Source organism: Pseudoduganella lurida (assembly GCF_007830455.1).
GTDB classification, from domain to species: domain Bacteria; phylum Pseudomonadota; class Gammaproteobacteria; order Burkholderiales; family Burkholderiaceae_D; genus Rugamonas; species Rugamonas lurida.
Window position 1 is genome coordinate 19,500 of sequence record NZ_VLLB01000015.1, and the last position, 18,263, is coordinate 37,762.

Genomic DNA, 18,263 nt, shown 5'->3' on the forward strand with positions numbered 1-18,263 from the left:
GATACCCATGCAACTGGTCAAAACCACCCGAGATACGCTACTCCGGCCACTGCAGATCGTGAGTGGTATTGTCGAGCGTCGGCATACGATGCCGATTCTGGCCAATATCCTCATCCGCAAGGAAGGCGAAGCCGTCTCGTTCCTGTCCACCGACACGGAAGTGCAGATCACCACCAACGCCAACATCGGCTCCGGCGCCGAAGTCACCGGCACCACCGTGGCGGCCCGCAAGCTGCTGGACATCCTGCGCGCGCTGCCGGAATCGGGCGACGTGTCGCTCACGCTGGTCAACAAGCGTCTGACGGTACAGAGCGGCAAATCGCGCTTCGCCCTGCAGACGCTGGCCGCCGAGGAATTCCCGACCGTGCAGGAAGCCGAAACGTTCAACGCCTCGTTCACGCTGCCGCAAAAGACGCTGAAGCACCTGTTCAACATGGTGCACTTCGCGATGGCCCAGCAGGACATCCGCTACTACCTGAACGGCCTGCTGCTGGTGCTCGATGGCGAGAACGTCATCGCTGTCGCCACCGACGGCCACCGCCTCGCCTTCTGCCAGGTGAAGACGGAACAGGCGTTCGAACGCCAGGAAGTGATCATCCCGCGCAAGACCATCATCGAGCTGCAGCGCCTGCTGGAGGAAAGCGATGAACCGGTGCAGCTGGATATCGCCGCCAACCAGGTCAAGCTGGGCTTCACCGATATCGAGCTGATCTCCAAGCTGGTCGAGGGCAAGTTCCCCGACTACACGCGCGTGATCCCGAAGGGCTACAAGAACGACTTCACGATCGGCCGCGACGAGCTGCTGCGCTCCCTGCAGCGCGCCGCCATCATGACGAGCGACAAGTTCAAGGGCGTGCGCTGCATCATCAGCCCGGGCTCGCTGAAGATCTCGTCCACCAATGCGGACCAGGAAGAAGCCGTCGAGGAACTGGAAATCGACTACGGCGGCGACAGCCTCGACATCGGCTTCAACGTGACGTACCTGCTGGACGTGCTGAACAACCTGAAGTGCGACCAGGTGAACGTGGCGCTGGGCGATTCGAATTCGTCCGCCCTGATTTCGATTCCGGACAATCCCGACTTCAAGTACGTCGTGATGCCGATGCGGATCTGAGCCACGCCCGCCGTACCGTTTGCAGTACCGCTCCTGTTAGTGTTTTTTAGAGAAAGCAGTCCATGTCCGAACGCCAACCCCTAGTACCCGTGCAGGCCAATTCCGAAGATTACGGCGCCTCCTCGATCCAGATCCTGGAAGGCCTGGAGGCCGTGCGCAAGCGTCCCGGCATGTATATCGGCGACACCTCGGACGGCACCGGCCTGCACCACCTGGTCTTCGAAGTGCTGGACAACTCGATCGACGAATCGCTGGCCGGCTACTGCACCGAAATCCATGTGACGATCCACTCGGACAATTCGATCTCGATCACCGACAATGGCCGCGGCATTCCCGTCGGCCTGAAGATGGATGACAAGCACGAGCCGAAGCGCTCGGCCGCCGAGATCGTGCTGACCGAGCTGCATGCCGGCGGCAAGTTCGACCAGAACTCGTACAAGGTATCCGGCGGCCTGCACGGCGTGGGTGTCTCGTGCGTGAACGCGCTGTCGAAACTGCTGCGCGTGACGATCCGCCGCGACGGCAAGGTGCACCAGATGGAATTCGTGCGCGGCGTGCCGCAGAACCGCGAAATCGAGATGATCGATGGCGTGGCCGTCTCGCCCATCAAGGTCATCGGCGAAACGGACAAGCGCGGCACCGACGTGCACTTCTGGGCCGACGAAGAGATCTTCACGCACGTGGAGTTCCACTACGAGATCCTGGCCAAGCGCATCCGCGAACTGTCGTTCCTGAACAATGGCGTGAACATCAAGCTGTCCGACCAGCGCTCCGGCAAGGAAGAGCTGTTCGCGTTCGAAGGCGGCACGCGCGGCTTCGTCGAGTACATCAACAAGGCCAAGACGGTGCTGCACCCGACCGTGTTCCAGGCTACGGGCGAGCGCCAATCGGACCAGAACACGACGATCTCGGTGGACGTGTCGATGCAGTGGAACGATGCGTTCAACGAGCAGGTGCTCTGCTTCACGAACAACATCCCGCAGCGCGACGGTGGCACGCACCTGACCGGCCTGCGCGCCGCGATGACCCGCGTGATCAACAAGTACATCGACGAGAACGACTTCGCGAAGAAGGCGAAAGTGGAAATCTCCGGCGACGACATGCGCGAAGGTCTCACCTGCGTGCTGTCCGTGAAGGTGCCGGAGCCGAAGTTCTCGTCGCAGACGAAGGACAAGCTGGTGTCCTCCGAAGTGCGCGGTCCGGTCGAGGAGATCGTGGCCAAGACGCTGACGGACTTCCTGGCCGAAAAGCCGCAGGATGCCAAGATCATCTGCGGCAAGATCGTCGAGGCGGCGCGTGCCCGCGAAGCGGCCCGCAAGGCCCGCGACCTGACGCGCCGGAAAGGCGTGATGGACGGCCTGGGCCTGTCCTCGAAACTGGCCGACTGCCAGGAACGCGACCCGGCGCTGGCCGAACTGTACATCGTCGAGGGTGACTCGGCAGGCGGCTCCGCCAAGCAGGGCCGCGACCGCAAGTTCCAGGCGATCCTGCCGCTGCGCGGCAAGGTGCTGAACGTGGAGAAGGCGCGCTTCGAGAAGATGCTGTCGTCCGAGCAGATCACCACGCTGATCGCCACGCTCGGCACGTCGATCGGACCGGACGAATTCAACGTCGAGAAACTGCGCTACCACCGCATCATCATCATGACCGATGCGGACGTCGACGGCGCCCACATCCGCACGCTGCTGCTCACGCTGTTCTATCGCCAGATGCCGCAACTGGTGGAGCGTGGCCACATCTACATCGCCCAGCCGCCGCTGTACAAGGTGAAGGCCGGCCGCGACGAGCGCTACCTGAAGGACGACGTCGAGGAAGCCAGCTACATGATGACGGTGGCGCTGAACACGGCCGTGCTGACGCCGCGCGAAGGCGCCGACCCGATCCTGGGCGAAGCGCTGACGGAACTGGCCCGCCAGTACAACCTGGCGAACGCCGTGATGCTGCGCCTGACCCGCGTGATCGACCGCGCCGCGCTGACCGCCATCATGACGGGCGTGCAGCTGGACCTGTCCACCGTCGATGCGGCGCGCGCTTCGGCGCAGGCGCTGGCGGACAACGTCAACGACCCGGCCGTCACCGTGTCCGTGCGTTCCGATGAGTTGTCCGACAAGCACCTGCTGTGGATCGAACGTCTCCATCACGGCAACGTGAAGGTCTCGACGATCGATGCGGACTTCGTCAATGCCGCCGACTACGCGGTGCTGTCGAACGCCGCCGCCACGTTCACGGGCCTGATCGGCGAAGGCGCCCTGATCCGCCGCGGCGAAGGCGAACGCACGAAGGAAATCGCCGTGCGCGACTTCCACGAAGCGATGCAATGGCTGCGCGACGAAGCCGAGCGCGTGGTCTCGAAGCAGCGCTACAAGGGTCTGGGCGAGATGAATCCCGAGCAGCTGTGGGAAACGACGATGGACCCGACCGTGCGCCGCCTGCTGAAGGTGCAGATCGAGGACGCGATCGCCGCCGACCAGATCTTCACCACGCTGATGGGCGATGATGTGGAGCCGCGACGGAACTTCATCGAGACCAATGCGCTGAGGGCGGGGAATATTGACGTTTGATCGTCAGTGCTGCAATCGAATGGCCTCTTCGGAGGCCATTTTTCATTTACGGATCCAGTGCAGGGGTCCGGCCCTGACGCATCATGCGTGCAATGGTCGTCATGTTGACCAGTGCGACCACCACTTCCAGCGCCGTGCCGCCAACCGATCCGCCGATCACATTGTTGGCGATCCAAAGGCACGTCCCCATCAGCATCACGAGCCGCATCGGAATCCCCTGCAGCAGGAATAGCGCAAAGGTGCCGAGGCATGATGCTCCCAGTGGCAGCCAGTCGCTCGGCTGCTTGGCCAGCGCGAGACCGAGGGCAACGTTGATTGCGATGACGGCGGCCGCGACCCACACCGACCGCGTACGCAATGCAAGCACCGAGCGTATCAGCGACATCGTGGAACTGGCCACCGCGGTGGGATTGCCCAGCAGGGCGAAGTGAACGACATAGGCCAGGCACTCGCCAGCCATGAAGAGCTTGAAGCGGCGGTCGTCGGTCTGCAGGAAGGAGCCAACGCCCAGGATGAACGCTGCGTAGCCGACGCACTGCGCCGGAGAGAACCAGTCGATGGACATGTAGAACACTTGGAACGGGTGCGGGCCGCGATTATAGCGGCCGGGCTAGCGCCAAGCTAACAACGTGTTTGTTACCCCGGCATAAACGTTTCTATTCGTCACGTTCGCGCCGTGATACGCTCGCTCACGGACAATTCATCGTGATGCAGCATTCGGGCGCGGTCGGCCTTCTTCGACCTTCCTCACGGAGCGTACATGAGCATCGATTTCTTCTCGCGCCTGCCGATGCATGGCGAAACCCGGTTCCTGCCGGGCGATGATCGCAGCGCGGCAGACGACAGCCGCTACATCGACTATCTCGCCGAGTCGGCCAAGACGATCGAGCGGGCCGGCTTCGGCGGCGTGCTGATGGTGAATGCGCCGATCGCCGACGAGCCCTGGATGGTGTGCTCGCTGCTGGCCCGCGAGACCCAGCACCTGCGCTTCGTGACCGCCTTCCAGCCATTTCAAGTGTCCCCATGGACGGCGGTGCAGATGACGGCCACGTACCAGCGCGCGACCGGCAACCGGATGATCTGGAACATCATCAACGGCGGCTCGGAGATCGTACAGCAGCAGGTCGGCGACTTCACGCCGCATGATGAACGCTACGACCGCGCCATGGAGTTCATGGACATGGCGCGCGGTTTCTGGACGGGACCGGGCTTTCAATACGAAGGCAAATACTTCCGCGCCAACGGTGGCGGGCTCGCGGGACCGCTGGCACAAGCTGAAATGCCGCTGATTTGCACCGCGGGGTCTTCCGAAGCGGCGCGCGAGCTGGGTGCCAAACATGCCGACTACTACCTGATGCGCGCCGAACGTCCGCACGAGATGGCAGAACTCATTGCCGATGTACGACAGCGCGCCCGCGCTTATGGACGTGAACATGCGATCCGTTTCGGCATGTCGGTCGATGTGATCACGCGCGAGACTGACGAGGCAGCGCGCGCCGAAGCCAACCGCATTTTCACCGAAGCCGTGGCACGCGGCGCAGCCAAGGCTGGCGCCACATCAGCGGGCCGACGCTCCGCCCGCAAACTCGGCTTCGAGCACGAGTTCAAGCGAGAAGAAGAGCGCGAGCGCAGCTACGACGAATTCTTCATCTATCCGAACGTGTGGTCCGGCATCGGCTACTTTGGCATTCCGCCGGGTTGCGCATTGGTGGGCAGCTATGAAGACGTCGTGGCGCGCATCCGCGAGTACCACGACGTGGGCATCGACCTGTTTTTCCTGGCCGGCTACCCGCATCTGCAGGAAGTCGACCGCATCGGTACCCATATCCTTCCGTATTTCAGCGCCGAGCGGGCGCCGGCGGGGATCCAGACGTGAGCTTTGATGCGCGGCTAATAAAACTGAGTAGCTGCATGCGATATCAGCCCCCTAGTCCGAACTGAAATTACCACAGGTCGAAATCAGCGTCGCACCGCACGATGTCTTATGACCTTGGTAGGCTACAGCGACGCCATCGATCTTATGGGTATCGCTGCCCTCGGTGATCATGCCAATGCCATGTCCGGGCACAGGGCAAGAACATTGATCACCCACGCACGCGATAGCTTTGCCATCGACCTTGACGTGCGCTGCCTTGATAGACATCACCTTGCCGCCGTGCGACGTGGGATCATTAATGCGGACAATGTTTTTCATGGGTGCTCCTTCACCAAAATCCACACGGTGGGTGTGCTTAGTTTAAAGGTTGGACGATGATTTTTCATTTTGTCGAGTAAGGTAACAGGGCCAAATAACTGCGCTTGTGGCATCAGCATGCCTCGTCGAAAAAATTGACTGGCACCACCGACAACTTCATAGTGGTCAGTTTTCACACCGCAGTTCCACCATCCAGTCAGCGGGCATTCATTACCTGCCTTAACTAGATTTATGTTCGAAGTAGCATAGTGAGTCTGCTTTAGCTCCGATAAGGCCGTGGTGTCGCGCAGCTTCAAGCTCGATGAAATTTTTTGCCATAATAATCGTACCTCTTCATCGGAGAGCGACGAATTTACTGGCGGCATACCTTTACTATTTCCTATAGTTAACTCAACTGTCAACGATGGATGCATAACGTCGTCTTTTTTTCCCTTTGCCTCCCACATAAATTTGTGCGTCCGAGTTCCGTTAATCTCCCATACCTTATCCGAAGCCTCTTCACCAAGAATACCATTAATCTCACGAGCGCCGTGAAAAATTGGCATAAAACGATTTGGATGTATCTTCCTCACTTTACTATTATGAATGCGTTCCAAAAGCGAATCACGCGGCAGCGATCCGGCGCTTGAAGAAAATAATAGAGATATATCTTCGTTTGAACGAAGTCCAGCAGTGATTGCAATAGATTCTATTGGCTCACCAGGCCGAGGGTCCAGAATCAATCCGCTTTCTATACAAAATCCGGGTTCATTAGGAATTTCACCATCGCGCGTCTTTATACGCTCGATTATTTTCAGTAAATCCTTTATGTCTTCCTCATCAGCACTAGGCTTATGAAATTTGAATGTTATTTTACCAATCCTGACAAAAGCAATTAATGCAACCATCTCACTTTCCACACGTTTCCCAAACGAAAATCCGTATGTCCATCGGCGATCATAAGTGAATATTTTTCCCCGCCGCCCATCGAAAGAAAACGGCACTACAGATTCCAGACTGCGTAGGTCCCTCATATTTTTTTCGTTGGCTAACTCCACCTCTTTTGCAGAAATCTCGTCATCAAATTCATTATCACTATCTTCGACGTCAGTGTTGACTCTCCATCCAGAAATCAATGTTGATTTTACGGCGATATCCATACTAAATGGAATATCTAACACATATCTACCCATGCACATTGGCCTTGCTAAATTCGGAGAAATATTATCGCTCATTGGATTAACCTCATAAAGATGCCAACTTACTGGCAATGATATTGCTGCAAGCAACACTGAAGATGCAGAGATATAAACGAAGTTCCTCCTCATGTTTTCTCCAATATTACTCGCGCCACTAGTTGTATAGTTAATGACTGCATACGTTCGCTAGCGAAAACATCTTGGTGTCCAAATCCCCTAACACCGAATATAGCTTTAACATAAGGCTTCGGACCAGCGCCTGAGACAGAAGGAACTGTGCCATCACCACCGCTATCTTGTCGCGAAAGTTCAAGCTTCACAATTTGGCCACTTGGCAACTGTACTTGACGATTCGATGAAAATTTCTCTCCGACTGATTTTGCACGCATGAATGCGTCAGGCAAAATATTTTCTTTGGAAGAATAGGTCCAATGAATCCTTCCATAGGAAGTTTTATAACCATCTGCACCATAAAAGGCATACGTATTGTGATGATAGTAATCGTCTAAAATAACTTGGTGAAATTTACGCGCTTGATTCACGGTAGCTTCATAGTCTTGCTGTACTTTACCCTTGTGTAGATTTGCCGGATCAGCTATGTCTTTAAAAAACAACCGATACCATGCATCTCTTTCCAAATAAAGATCATATAGATTGCCAGTTAATAGATTTTTTCTACTGCTATCGGTATTTTCTTGATTGGATATTGTGAGCCAAGGGATAGGATATCGGTGGTTCGGTAACAATTCCAATGCACCTGCCGAAAAAGCCATTACTGGTGTGGTTTCTAATGCCGAAACACCCGCAATAACAGCAAATTTTTCTGCGCCGACATTTTCTACTTCATTATTTAATGGACTTGAATTTTCTGTTCCACAGCTGATACGGCGATAGCAAACCGGAGCACCTAAATCTGGCATGCATGCGTGCACAACACCAATAATTTTCTCAGGCATACCCTTTGCACAAGCCCTTGCGACAAGACCGCCCATCGAATGGGATACCAAAACAATACCAGAACATTTTTGGCCTACTGCGTTCCAGTAATTTATTATCTCTAGAATTCTGTGCTGCAGAATTTTTGCTGAGGTTTCATTACTTTGCAGCCAGTTATACCCGGAGGCATACACCGGATAACGAAATTTTGCCAACTTTAGCAGCTCATCAACAGTAAAGCTCTTCAAGGCACCGACACCCTCGCCGTCCCAGTATCTCCGCGGGAAATTATTTAATCTGTTCCAGTGCTCAGTTATTAAAATCTTCTCCTTAGATGAACACTCGAAAAAATTAGAAAAATATTTTCGTAGCGCACGGAGTAAAGGCCCATAGCTAGAGGAATGGATTTGTCCCCAACCGCAGCTTTTTGCTTCGCCTAGAGTTAATCCAAATGTGGCAGCATCTGAGGAAATCTCGATGCTTCCGTTTGGATCCACTTCCAAAGTATTTCCATCCAAAATTTTTTGTCTGATCTCTGGAGTACGTGTTTCCCACTTATCAGCCTCTCCTAAGCCCTCCACTAATCCATTAGGCGGGCGCCATGCTGCTTCGCCGTCTCTTAATTCCTGATTCCGTAATTTTTTCTTATCTGCATTCGCTCTAAGATTCGAGCCCATAATGCCCGGCACTAGAATGATTGGGACTACATGAATAGGTGGAATCTCCAAACGTCCACGCACCTTGCAGGCCGTTGGCGAGAGTGTCGTTTTTCCCCTTACCGTGCCGTCCACGTCCACGGTAGGTGTAGGTAATTGCCTGGTCGATTCTGGACCTCTGTAAGTAGCCATTTTTTTCCTATTTAGTTGGTATCGTCCGGGTAAACAATGATGCTGATATCGCCTATCTCGTCGCCCGAGACGAGTTCCGTCCGTCCCTCGTCGTCCGTCACCCCATCAACACTCGTTCCATCAGACAGCTCTAACCGATAACGCCGGCCAGCCACAGGCGCACCGCTCTGCGAGTTGAACAACACAACCCGCTCATCGGTCTCAATCTTGGTGCTGGGAAACTTGATGTCCGCGACATTGCCGTCGCCGCCCTTCGTATGCTCGAACGATGCGGACTTGATCATGTACGCGTCCTTGCACTGCTGGATGACCTTTCCGCCACCGTAGTTCACTTGCGCGCCTTTGCTGGCAATACGGATCGCGGGCGCCTGCAGTTCAATGCTTTTGCCAGCATTGATCTTTACGCTGCCTATCGCGGTGAGTTCGATGTCGCCGTTGTGGCTTTGAATAACAACATTGCCGCCGGCGGCAATCAGCTTCATGCCGACTTTCTGCGCGAATATGCTGATACCGCGTATGGCTCTTAACAGAACGTTGCCACCGGCAGCGGCATGCACATTCTTCGCTGACACCAGATCGATACCCGTTTGTGCGCCCACGACAATGTTGCTGTCACTGGTAAACAGCATTCCTTCAGGCGCACTAGCTGCGATAACGGCTGTGGGCGATTTCGTGCTGTCCCAATCGCGCACGCGGTCGCAAAGCTGCGTCAGCTCGCCGTGCAGCGCATCGTCGCCAGCATGAGTCTGCGCCAGCGATGCCAATTGCTCCGCCACGGCATTGAGTATCGATGCCGTACCGATCAGTTCATCGCGACCCAGCTGGTCGCCCTTGGGGTCTGCCGTGGCTGACAGCAGCACACCCCCGGGGCCTCGAACCGCGACGGCGCTGTCGGCCCGCAGCTCGGCTCCATCGCCACGTAACTGCGCGGATCCGTCGGCGCGTGATCCCGTCAATAAACCGAGGTTCAGCTGCGCAGCGCTGTGATCACTTCCGACCTGCACACTAATCTCTCCGTTCGTATCGTCAAACCGCAACTGATTCCCCCGCCCACCGCCGCCCACCTCCCGGCTCCGCATGCCAGACAGATGCCGGTTGTCCGGCAAAGCGCCGCCACTACTCAACGCCGGTGGCGTGGCATGCTGGTTGTACATCTGGCCCACGATCACGGGTTTATCGGGATCGCCGCCCAGGAACGCCACAAGCACTTCACTGCCGACACGCGGCAAGGTGACGGTGCCGCATTGGCTGCTACCAGGGCCATTACCAGCCCAGCTGCTAGTCACGCGCACCCAGGCGGAATCGGCCTCGCTGTTCGAGGCGCCTGCCAGTTCGTGATCGTCGGGACGGGTAGCCGGGAAGCGGATTCGCACGCGGCCCATCGCATCGCAGTGCACTTCTTCCGCTTCAGGCCCCACCACGATGGCGCTCTGCATGTGCGCAGGTGGCAGGTCAACGCGGGCGTCGTAGGCGGGGACCAGTTCGATGTCGCGCCGCACTGCCGTAAAGCGCATGCTGACCGGCCGCTGATCCTTGATGACACCCGGCCACCCGCTGCGCGTGAACAGCGTCGCCACGCGGTCGGCCAAGTCGCGAGGCAGGTTGTTCTGCACGGCCAGATGCAGCTCGGTGACGATGAACTCCCGCTCCTCGGCGGGATGGCGATCGATCTCGGCGTGGCCCGTGAGCGCGAAATATTCGCCGACGCGGAAATCACGCACGGTGCCTTCGCCCATGAAGCACTTGGTCTCGAAGTCGTGACGTTTCATCGCCAGCGAGCCGATGCTCACCAGATCTTCATAATCGTTTCCCACGTGGGGCGGCAGGACCTGATAGTCGTCCAGCGTTGCACCGAGCGCCGGTGCCAACTGGCTCACCTGCTCCATGCGCATCTGTTCGAGGTCCAGCGGGTTCTTATAGTTCCAGCTGTGGCGCGCCACGCGCGAAGGCCGCAACGTCCGGACGGCATTCCACGACGTGATCACGTCGCGCTCTTCGGTTGGCGCGTCGCGGTGATAGCGCACGGTGCCGGCCGCGTTGGGAATCACGCTTTCGTAGTGGTTTACGAGGCACATGCGGTGCACGGGATACGGTTCGGTGTTTTGGCCTGGCGGCCGGAAGAACCAGGCGATGCCGCGCCGCTTCAGCAGACGACGAATGAAGGCCGCATCCGATTCGTTATGCTGCATCGTGAACTCGCGCTGCGGGTAGGCCTGCGCGCTGAACACGTTGTCCATTTCCACATCGAAGACGGCACCGAGACTGGCGTGGCGGTGCCGCCATTCGGCCAGCAGGCCATAGACGATTTCCACTTCGTTCTGGTTGCGGAACACGCGCGTGTTGATGCGCTTTTCGAGCATGGCGAGTGCGTCGCGGATCACCAGCTGGTAGCTTGCCAGGCCGCCGTCACTGTCGCCCGCCCACGCTTCGGTGACGATGCCGCAGATGCTGTGCAGTTGTCCGCGATCGTTGACGATGTCGATCGCCACGGGCAGCGCGATGAATTCCTTCAGTGGCAGGCAGGCGTCCAGCGCCACGCACAGCACGCGGTATTCGAAACCGCCGCACAGTGTTTCATGGCCTGCCATGCGTTGCGGCAGCAGCACGTCCTCCATCATCATCGATGGATGGTCGATCCGCAGGCGCAGCGCCCGATCGCTGGTCACCAGGTCGCGATGCGCTACCAGGAAATTGACAAAGCTGTTCACGAGTTCCATGCGGTGTCCTCAAACTGGGGAAGAGGTGCCCTTGCGGCGGGGGAGTTGTAGCCGCACTTCCCCATCGGATGCCAGGACCGTGATTTGCGTGAAGTTGTTCGCGGCGGTCGAACACGCGAGCAGTTGATCCAGGATCAGCGCCAGCACGAAGATGCTGCGCTCGACGAATGCCGTTTCGTCGATCGTCACGTTCACGGTGACGCCATTGGCAAGCATGGAGCTGTGCTCGAGGCGCATCCAGCCGACGATATCGCGGGATGTCAGTCCGAGAATGCCGGACAGCTGTCGCTCCGTGACAGGATCATCCGGCAGTGCATGCAAACGCAGCAGGTCCAGCAAGGCCGGCAACTCTTCGAAGCGCGCCATCTGCATGTAACGGGGTACCAGCGCCTGGATGATTTTCAGGTGCCCGTCCCGTTCATCGGCCAGGATGCCGGGACGGGTGGGCGGACGCAGCATGCGGATCGGACAGCCGGCCGCTACGTCGCCAGCGCTCAAGCCGCAGGGCGGCAGGCGTGCGGGCAGATCGCCATTGGTGCAGGTAACGTCGATATCCGCGGTGCCGCCGTTGACGTGGAACGGTTGCTCATCGCGATCCACGAAGGAGATCTCCTCCGCCATGCCCAGCGTGGGATTGGCATGCCGCTCGATCCAGTGAAAATCCCCCCGGGCGTGGTGCGCGGCGTGCAGACCACCCAGGGCGACGGTGGGTGTTTCGCGGTGTCGAAGCTGTACCGCCTTCACGCCATAAACGATGGCAGGCGCTTCGCCGCCATGCGCCACCGTCAGCGGATAGGTGGTGCGGCGTGGCTTGAGCCGGATCGGCATCGCCTTGCGGGCAAACAGGTTGATGACCGGCGTGCAGCGCGTTCGCAGCATCTCCCCCGACAACGTGCGCAGGTGGCGTGAGGCCGGTGCCTGGCTCAGGTCCGGCAGCAGGAAATGCAGCGTCAGCTCCCGCGTGTCCGCGCGGTCCAGCAATGGCTTCAGGTCGACATCGAAAAACGCGAACTTCTCGGACAGCAGGAAGTACTCCGTTAGCATTCGCAACGGCGCGTTCTGGCGGCGGTGCACGGGCAGCAGCGCCTCGTCGGAGCCAAAGCCGATTGGCTTGATCGGCAGCCCGGCCAGCTTGCGCCACTTCCCGCCCGACTCGACGACGGTACACAGCGTGCGCGTGAACAGCGTGTCGAAGACGGCGGTGCGCACCGGGCCATCTGCATCGATGTACAGGCGCAGCGGCACCGCGGCGGCAGCGAGATCGAAGGAGGCATCGCTGCTCGCAATCGTCATCGTTAGCCGTCCCCCCAGTCCATCGGGCAGGCGCAGGGATGCCGGCACGTCGACCCGATTGACGAACGCCGCGGACGTTACGACAACGGGCGCGCTGATGACATCGTAAGCGGTGCGAAAGCGGCACACCGGTGCCATGGTGGTCTTCAGCTCCGTGCCGCGCGGGATCGTTGTGACATGGCTGCCGGTGGGCCGGTCCAACTGGACGATGGAGCAGGAAGGCAACGCCCGCAGGTAGTACGGTTCCTGGGCACTCAACAGACCTGCAGTGACGGGCTCCAGCGCGTGATCCAGTTTGTACGCCGTGCGGGCGCACAGCAGCGCGACGCCCTGCATGATCCGCTCGTTGGCCGGATCGGCGGCACCCAGCAGCCGTGCCAGACGCGGGTACTTGTGCGCGGCATCCTGCTGGTAGCGACGCAGCAGTGCCAGCTCCCTCTCGTAGTACGGCAGAAGTTTGTCCATGCAGGCCTCGTAACGGCGAGACGCGATGGTTGCATGCTCCCCGTCCGCAGTTTTTGACCTCCAGCAATGTCTGGTCGCACCTGTTTTGCGAGTTCAACTACCTGAACTGCTTCTGCCAATTTTGACTTGGATCAAAGTTTTTGATGACGCACATCAATAAACTGACTCTGCTGATACGACAAAGAGAGAAGGAAGCATCATGAAAAAGGCAGTTTTGGCAGTCATCACGATCACTATGGGCATGCTGGCATTGCAGTCGCAAGCACAGGCGCAGGACACCAGCGGCAACTGGCTGGTGCGGGCCCGCGCGGTGCATATCGACCCGGCGGACAAGTCCGATCCGGTCGGCGGCACGGGCGCGTCGAACCGCATCGGCGTGGAAAACCGCACGATCCCGGAAGTGGACATCTCGTATTTCTTCACGCCGAACATCGCGGCGGAGCTCGTGCTCACCTACCCGCAGAAGCACGACGTCTACCTGGATGGCCAGAGCATCGGCACCTTCAAGCACCTGCCACCGAGCCTGCTGGCGCAGTACCACTTCACCCCGGACAAGACCGTGAGCCCTTACGTGGGCCTGGGCGTGAACTGGACCACGTTCTCGAAGAACGACATGCTGAATGGCCAGGGCAGCCTGGAGCACGACAGCTTCGGTCTGGCCGCGCAGGCCGGCATCGACTTCAAGCTGGACACGCACTGGTCGCTGAACGTGGATGTGAAGAAGCTGCAGATCCGCAGTGACGTATTGATCGGCGGCGTGAAGGCCAGCCATGTGAAGGTCGATCCCGTGCTGTTCGGCGTGGGCGTCGGCTACCGTTTTTGAGAACGCTTCAGAACAGAGTTTCAACCCCGCTTTACTCCAAGCCTTTGCCTGCTACCGGTTCGCCGGCAGCAGGTTTTTTTTCGCGCGGCGGAACGGCAGGCCGGATCCGTTGCGCAGCAGAGCGCGAGCCACTGCATCGCGCCAGGACGCATCACGGTTGGAGCCGCAGCCAGCATCGCAACGCAAGCTACCGCGCCAGCTCCTCGCGCAGTTCGCGCGCCAGCGCCCGCCGCCCCGGCTCGGGCAGCCATTTGCCGACGGTGACGCTGACACCGCGCGCCTCCAGCCGGATCGGATCGCGGCGCCGGCGCGGCGGCACCACGCGCAGCCAGTGCGGATCGAGCCGCACGCGGTACAGGCGGCCGCCGCGCAGCTTTTCCACCGACAGCGTGCCATCCTCGTAGACGATGCGGTCGCAATCGGTGGCATGGCGGCTGTACAGCAGGAAGGCGGCGGTGACCACGCTCATCTCCAGCGCCGAGAACAGCAGCACGTACCAGGCACCCTGCAGCGTGAAGAACAGGCCGATCGCCAGCGACACCAGCAGCAGGGCGGCCCATGCGCCCACCGTCTGCCGCGGCGTCAGCGAACAGTTGCGCTGCACCAGCCACTCCCGCCTGCCATCCCTTGGCCAATCGCGTTTCACGGCACCTCCCGGCTTGTTGTCAGCTTCGGCCCTTCACATGCACGCAATGATCGGGCACCGCCAGCGGCGGGCCTTCCTCGACCACCAGCCAGCCCGGCAGGCTCTCCCGCAGCGCGTCGATCGCGCACGGGTCGAAGTCCACCAGCATCGTGCGGCCGTCGCGGTTCAGCACCTTCGCCTCGGCATAGCCCTGCACCACGCGCTCGGCCTGCTCGGCGGTCAGCGTGGCCCGGTTCGTCTGGCGGATGACTAAGCGGCGCATCGTTCCAGTGTAGACCATCGCCGTCACGGGACCAGTCCTGCACCTTCGAATTCGCGCGCGAACCCCAGCGTGCGGGCGGCGGCGAGCACGATGCGCAACATCTCCGCGGCCCGTGGCGCCGTGCGCGGCAGCGCCAGCACCTGCGGATGCTGCGCCAGCAGTGCGGCAGCGGCGCCCACCGCGGCCGGGCATGCCATCGACGTGCCGCTCATCACGGCATAGGCGCCGCCCGGCACGGTCGAGACGATGCCCACGCCCGGGCCGGCCAGGTCCACTTCCGGTCCCACGTTGGCGAAGCCGGCGGAGAAGAGCCGTGGATCGATCGTGGAAAACGGCGCCACCACATCGAGCGTTTCGGACGACGCTTCCGGGAACGTGCCGAGCCGGCCCACCGCCGTGACGGCCACCGCTTCCGGCCAGTGCGCCGGATAGCTGACCGGGCCGCGGCGGTCGTTGCCGGTGGCGGCGAAGCACAGCACGCCGTTGTCGGCGGCGTCGCGGATGGCGGCCTGCACGGCCTCGTCGCGCGCGGCGCCGCCCAGCGACAGGTTCAGCAGGTCGCAGCCATCGGCCACGGCGCGGTCGATGGCGCGGATGATGTCGTAGTTGGTGGCGCCGCTGCCTGCGTTCGGAAACACCCGGTAGCTCATCAGCTTGACGCCGGGTGCCACGCCCGGCCTGCTGCCCCGCCCGGCGACGATGCCGGCGACATGGGTGCCATGGTCGCCATCGACGGCGGCGGGTCCGGCACCGCCCGCATCGCCTTCGGCTGTGACGAACGCCGCGCCGCCGGCCACATGCAGGTCCGGGTGCGTGGCATCGACACCGGTATCGATCACGCCGACGGTGACGCCCTCGCCGGCCGCCAGGTCACGGTCGCCATACACTTCGCGCAGGTGATCGGGCACCGCCAGGTCGATCGGCTGCAGCGCCAGCAGCGCGCCCTTCTGCAGCGTGATGTCGCGCTGGTACAGGCCCCAGCAGCCCGCCGACGGATACACCACCAGCGCTTCCAGCCGCGTGCCCGGTTTCAGATCCAGCCTGACCATGCCCGACGCATCGCTCAGCCCCTCGGCTCCGGTGCGGGCCGCAAAATCGGTGAAGGCCACCACGCGCGCACCGGCCACCGGTGTTTGCGGATCGACGGCGCGCGCCACCTGCAGCGTCAGCGCCAGTTCCGGTGCGGGCCGCATCGGCAGCGCGCTGCGCGCCACGGTCAGCTCGGGACGCCGCGCCAGCTCATACAGCACCACCGGCAGCACGCGCATGCCGGGCGTGCGGGCCCGCAGCTCCTGCACGTCCTGGTTCGTCAGCGCGGCCAGCTTCGGGCCATCCTCGCCAGTGGAATGCAGGATCTGCGGTGTGCTGAGGTGCAGCGTGCCCGCTTCCCCGGTGGCGACGCGGAGGATGCGCTGCTGCGCCGACGCGGGCTGTACCGGCGCATCCGGCTGCACGGCCTCGCCGATCTCCGCCATGCCGCAGGAACGCAGGCCGCGGGCCGGCAGCAGCACGTACTGCGCCGCTTCCCACGGTCGGCCGTGAAAGTCCTGCAAACGATAGACGGGGGGAAGCGCAGAAGGCAGCGAGCGCGCAGCGTCGCCATCGGCGGCCGCCTTCAAACGCCAGGCGGCGACAACGATCGCGGCACCATCACCAGGCAGCACGGCCTGGAAGAAGTCGAGCAGCTCGTCGACCAGCAGCAGCCGCGCATCGAGCGACGGGAGACGGTGCCAGGCAGCGATCGCGTAATCGACGGCGCTCGCCACGTGGACACCTTCGATGCGCGGGCGGCCCGGCAGCAGCGCGATGGCGGGGCCGCCGTCCAGCCACGCGGCCAGGTTGAGGAGGCTGTGCATGCGGCGCAGAACCTGCCGCTGCGTGGCGAACGCCGTGTCATCGACGATCAGGGCGCAGCAGGTGCCGGCCAGCTCCACCAGCCGGTCGACGGCAGGCTGCAGGTCGGCGGCGGCCAGCGCGTCGCCCGGTACGGCAGTGTGCAGGGGAGTGCTCACGCCGTGGCTCCGTTCAGACCGGCGGTGTCCCGCGCGGCAGCACCAGCGTGAAGCGGGCCCCTTCGCCCAGCTTGCTGGTCACCGTCAGCTGGCCCTGGTGCGCCTCGGCCAGCTGGCGCGAGATGTACAGGCCCAGGCCCAGGCCGGACGGCACGCCGTTGCCCACGCCCCGTTCGTAGGGCAGGAACAGGCGGGCCTGCAGGCCATCGTCGATGCCGGGGCCCTGGTCGATCACGTCCACGCGGGCATGCTCCTCGGTGGCAGCGAGCGTCACGCGCACCGGCTTGCCGCCGCCGTAGCGCAGCGCATTGGTGAGCAGGTTCACGATCACCTGCTCGATGCGGAACTCGTCCCACCAGCCGTTCACGGGACCCTTCACGTCCAGTTCGAAGACGGCGCCGGCGGCCTGCGCCTGGTGCGACAGGTCGCTGGTCAGCCGCTGCAGCATGTCCTGCAGCTCGGTCCAGCCGGGGCGGATCGAGAGCACGCCGCTGCGGATGCGCGAGACATCGAGCATGTCGTCGATCAGGCGGATCATCGACTGGATCTGGCGGCCGTCGCGCGCCACCATCTTTTCCAGCGACTCGGCGCCGAACGCTTCCAGGTTGCCGCGGTCCAGCTGCATGCGGCGCATCTGGGTTTCCAGGTACAGCGTGTTCAATGGCGTGCGCAGCTCGTGCGCCACCATCGACATGAACTCGTCGCGCATGCGCAGCGCGTAATGCAGCTCTTCCTGCGCGGCGCGCAGCTCGTTGTTGGTGGCCTGCTGTTCTTCCGAGCGGCGGCGGATCTCCATGCGCTGGCAGTGCAGGTCGACGAACACGTTGACCTTGCTGCGCACGGCGTCCGGATCGAGCGGCTTGTAGAGGAAATCGACGGCGCCCGTCTCGTAGCCCTTGAACGCGTAATTGAGCTCCTTGCCGGCCGCGCTCACGAACACGATCGGAATGTGGCGGGTCTTGTCCGTGCCGCGCATCAGTTCGGCCAGCTCGAAGCCGTCCATGCCCGGCATCTGCACGTCCAGGATCGCCAGCGCGAAATCGTGCTCGAGCAGCAGCGCCAGCGCTTCCTCGCCGGACGAAGCCTGGTAGACGGCCCGGTCATCGGCGCGGATCACCGCGTTCAGCGCGCGCAGGTTTTCGGGCAGGTCATCCACGATCAGCAGCTTGGTCGGCTCGTTGCGGGAATCCTTGTTGGTGTTCATCTTCATTTCT

General features: G+C 61.0%; 14 protein-coding genes. 4 read left to right on the forward strand and 10 right to left on the reverse strand.

Annotated features, from left to right (window positions below):
• The first annotated feature begins 7 nt into the window (after nucleotides 1–7).
• Both dnaN and gyrB read left to right on the forward strand, forming a co-directional pair.
• Entirely contained in the window at nucleotides 8–1,114 is a 1,107-nt protein-coding gene (gene dnaN / locus IP91_RS25200) for a DNA polymerase III subunit beta (RefSeq protein WP_145653240.1), read from the forward strand.
• A 62-nt stretch (nucleotides 1,115–1,176) separates the two neighbouring features.
• A complete protein-coding gene (gene gyrB / locus IP91_RS25205; protein ID WP_145653242.1) occupies nucleotides 1,177–3,675 on the forward strand; it encodes a DNA topoisomerase (ATP-hydrolyzing) subunit B in 2,499 nt (832 codons plus the stop codon).
• Between the two features lie 46 nt (nucleotides 3,676–3,721).
• On the opposite strand, the gene IP91_RS25210 is transcribed toward gyrB, so the two are convergent.
• The gene (locus IP91_RS25210) at nucleotides 3,722–4,240 is read right to left on the reverse strand and encodes a YgjV family protein (protein WP_199754763.1); all 519 of its coding nucleotides are present in this window, start codon (nucleotides 4,238–4,240) and stop codon (nucleotides 3,722–3,724) included.
• 195 nt (nucleotides 4,241–4,435) lie between these two features.
• On the opposite strand from IP91_RS25210, the gene IP91_RS25215 reads away from it, so the two are divergent.
• Complete coding sequence (locus IP91_RS25215; protein ID WP_145653244.1) at nucleotides 4,436–5,551, forward strand: LLM class flavin-dependent oxidoreductase; 1,116 nt, start codon at nucleotides 4,436–4,438, stop codon at nucleotides 5,549–5,551.
• Between the two features lie 51 nt (nucleotides 5,552–5,602).
• On the opposite strand, the gene IP91_RS25220 is transcribed toward IP91_RS25215, so the two are convergent.
• From IP91_RS25220 to tssF, 5 genes are read right to left on the reverse strand one after another with little or no spacing between them, the layout of a single operon-like run.
• Nucleotides 5,603–5,869 carry a PAAR domain-containing protein gene (locus tag IP91_RS25220; protein ID WP_145653246.1) on the reverse strand — a complete coding sequence of 89 codons (267 nt, stop codon included), beginning with the start codon at nucleotides 5,867–5,869 and terminating at the stop codon, nucleotides 5,603–5,605.
• Entirely contained in the window at nucleotides 5,866–7,176 is a 1,311-nt protein-coding gene (locus IP91_RS25225) for a T6SS immunity protein Tli4 family protein (protein WP_145653248.1), read from the reverse strand. Before IP91_RS25225 ends, IP91_RS25220 begins: the two co-directional genes overlap by 4 nt.
• A complete protein-coding gene (locus IP91_RS25230; RefSeq protein ID WP_145653250.1) occupies nucleotides 7,173–8,831 on the reverse strand; it encodes an esterase/lipase family protein in 1,659 nt (552 codons plus the stop codon). The genes IP91_RS25225 and IP91_RS25230 overlap by 4 nt, the downstream gene beginning before the upstream one ends.
• Nucleotides 8,832–8,842: 11 nt before the next feature.
• Nucleotides 8,843–11,548 carry a type VI secretion system Vgr family protein gene (locus tag IP91_RS25235; RefSeq protein ID WP_199754764.1) on the reverse strand — a complete coding sequence of 902 codons (2,706 nt, stop codon included), beginning with the start codon at nucleotides 11,546–11,548 and terminating at the stop codon, nucleotides 8,843–8,845.
• Nucleotides 11,549–11,557: 9 nt separating this feature from the next.
• Nucleotides 11,558–13,306 carry a type VI secretion system baseplate subunit TssF gene (tssF, locus tag IP91_RS25240; protein ID WP_145653252.1) on the reverse strand — a complete coding sequence of 583 codons (1,749 nt, stop codon included), beginning with the start codon at nucleotides 13,304–13,306 and terminating at the stop codon, nucleotides 11,558–11,560.
• Nucleotides 13,307–13,505: 199 nt separating this feature from the next.
• Here tssF and IP91_RS25245 point away from each other — a divergent pair, with 199 nt between their 5' ends.
• Nucleotides 13,506–14,129, forward strand: a complete 624-nt coding sequence (locus tag IP91_RS25245; protein ID WP_145653254.1) for an OmpW/AlkL family protein — start codon at nucleotides 13,506–13,508, stop codon at nucleotides 14,127–14,129.
• A 187-nt stretch (nucleotides 14,130–14,316) separates the two neighbouring features.
• On the opposite strand, the gene IP91_RS25250 is transcribed toward IP91_RS25245, so the two are convergent.
• Genes IP91_RS25250 through IP91_RS25265 form a run of 4 tightly spaced genes read right to left on the reverse strand, consistent with a single transcriptional unit; the run spans nucleotide 14,317 to nucleotide 18,253 of the window.
• Complete coding sequence (locus tag IP91_RS25250) at nucleotides 14,317–14,775, reverse strand: DUF2244 domain-containing protein (protein ID WP_145653256.1); 459 nt, start codon at nucleotides 14,773–14,775, stop codon at nucleotides 14,317–14,319.
• A 19-nt stretch (nucleotides 14,776–14,794) separates the two neighbouring features.
• Entirely contained in the window at nucleotides 14,795–15,037 is a 243-nt protein-coding gene (locus IP91_RS25255; protein ID WP_145653258.1) for a hypothetical protein, read from the reverse strand.
• 23 nt (nucleotides 15,038–15,060) lie between these two features.
• On the reverse strand, nucleotides 15,061–17,049 hold the full coding sequence (locus IP91_RS25260; RefSeq protein WP_145653260.1) for a S8 family serine peptidase: 1,989 nt from the start codon (nucleotides 17,047–17,049) through the stop codon (nucleotides 15,061–15,063).
• A 13-nt stretch (nucleotides 17,050–17,062) separates the two neighbouring features.
• Entirely contained in the window at nucleotides 17,063–18,253 is a 1,191-nt protein-coding gene (locus IP91_RS25265) for a hybrid sensor histidine kinase/response regulator (protein ID WP_145653262.1), read from the reverse strand.
• Nucleotides 18,254–18,263: the final 10 nt, after the last annotated feature.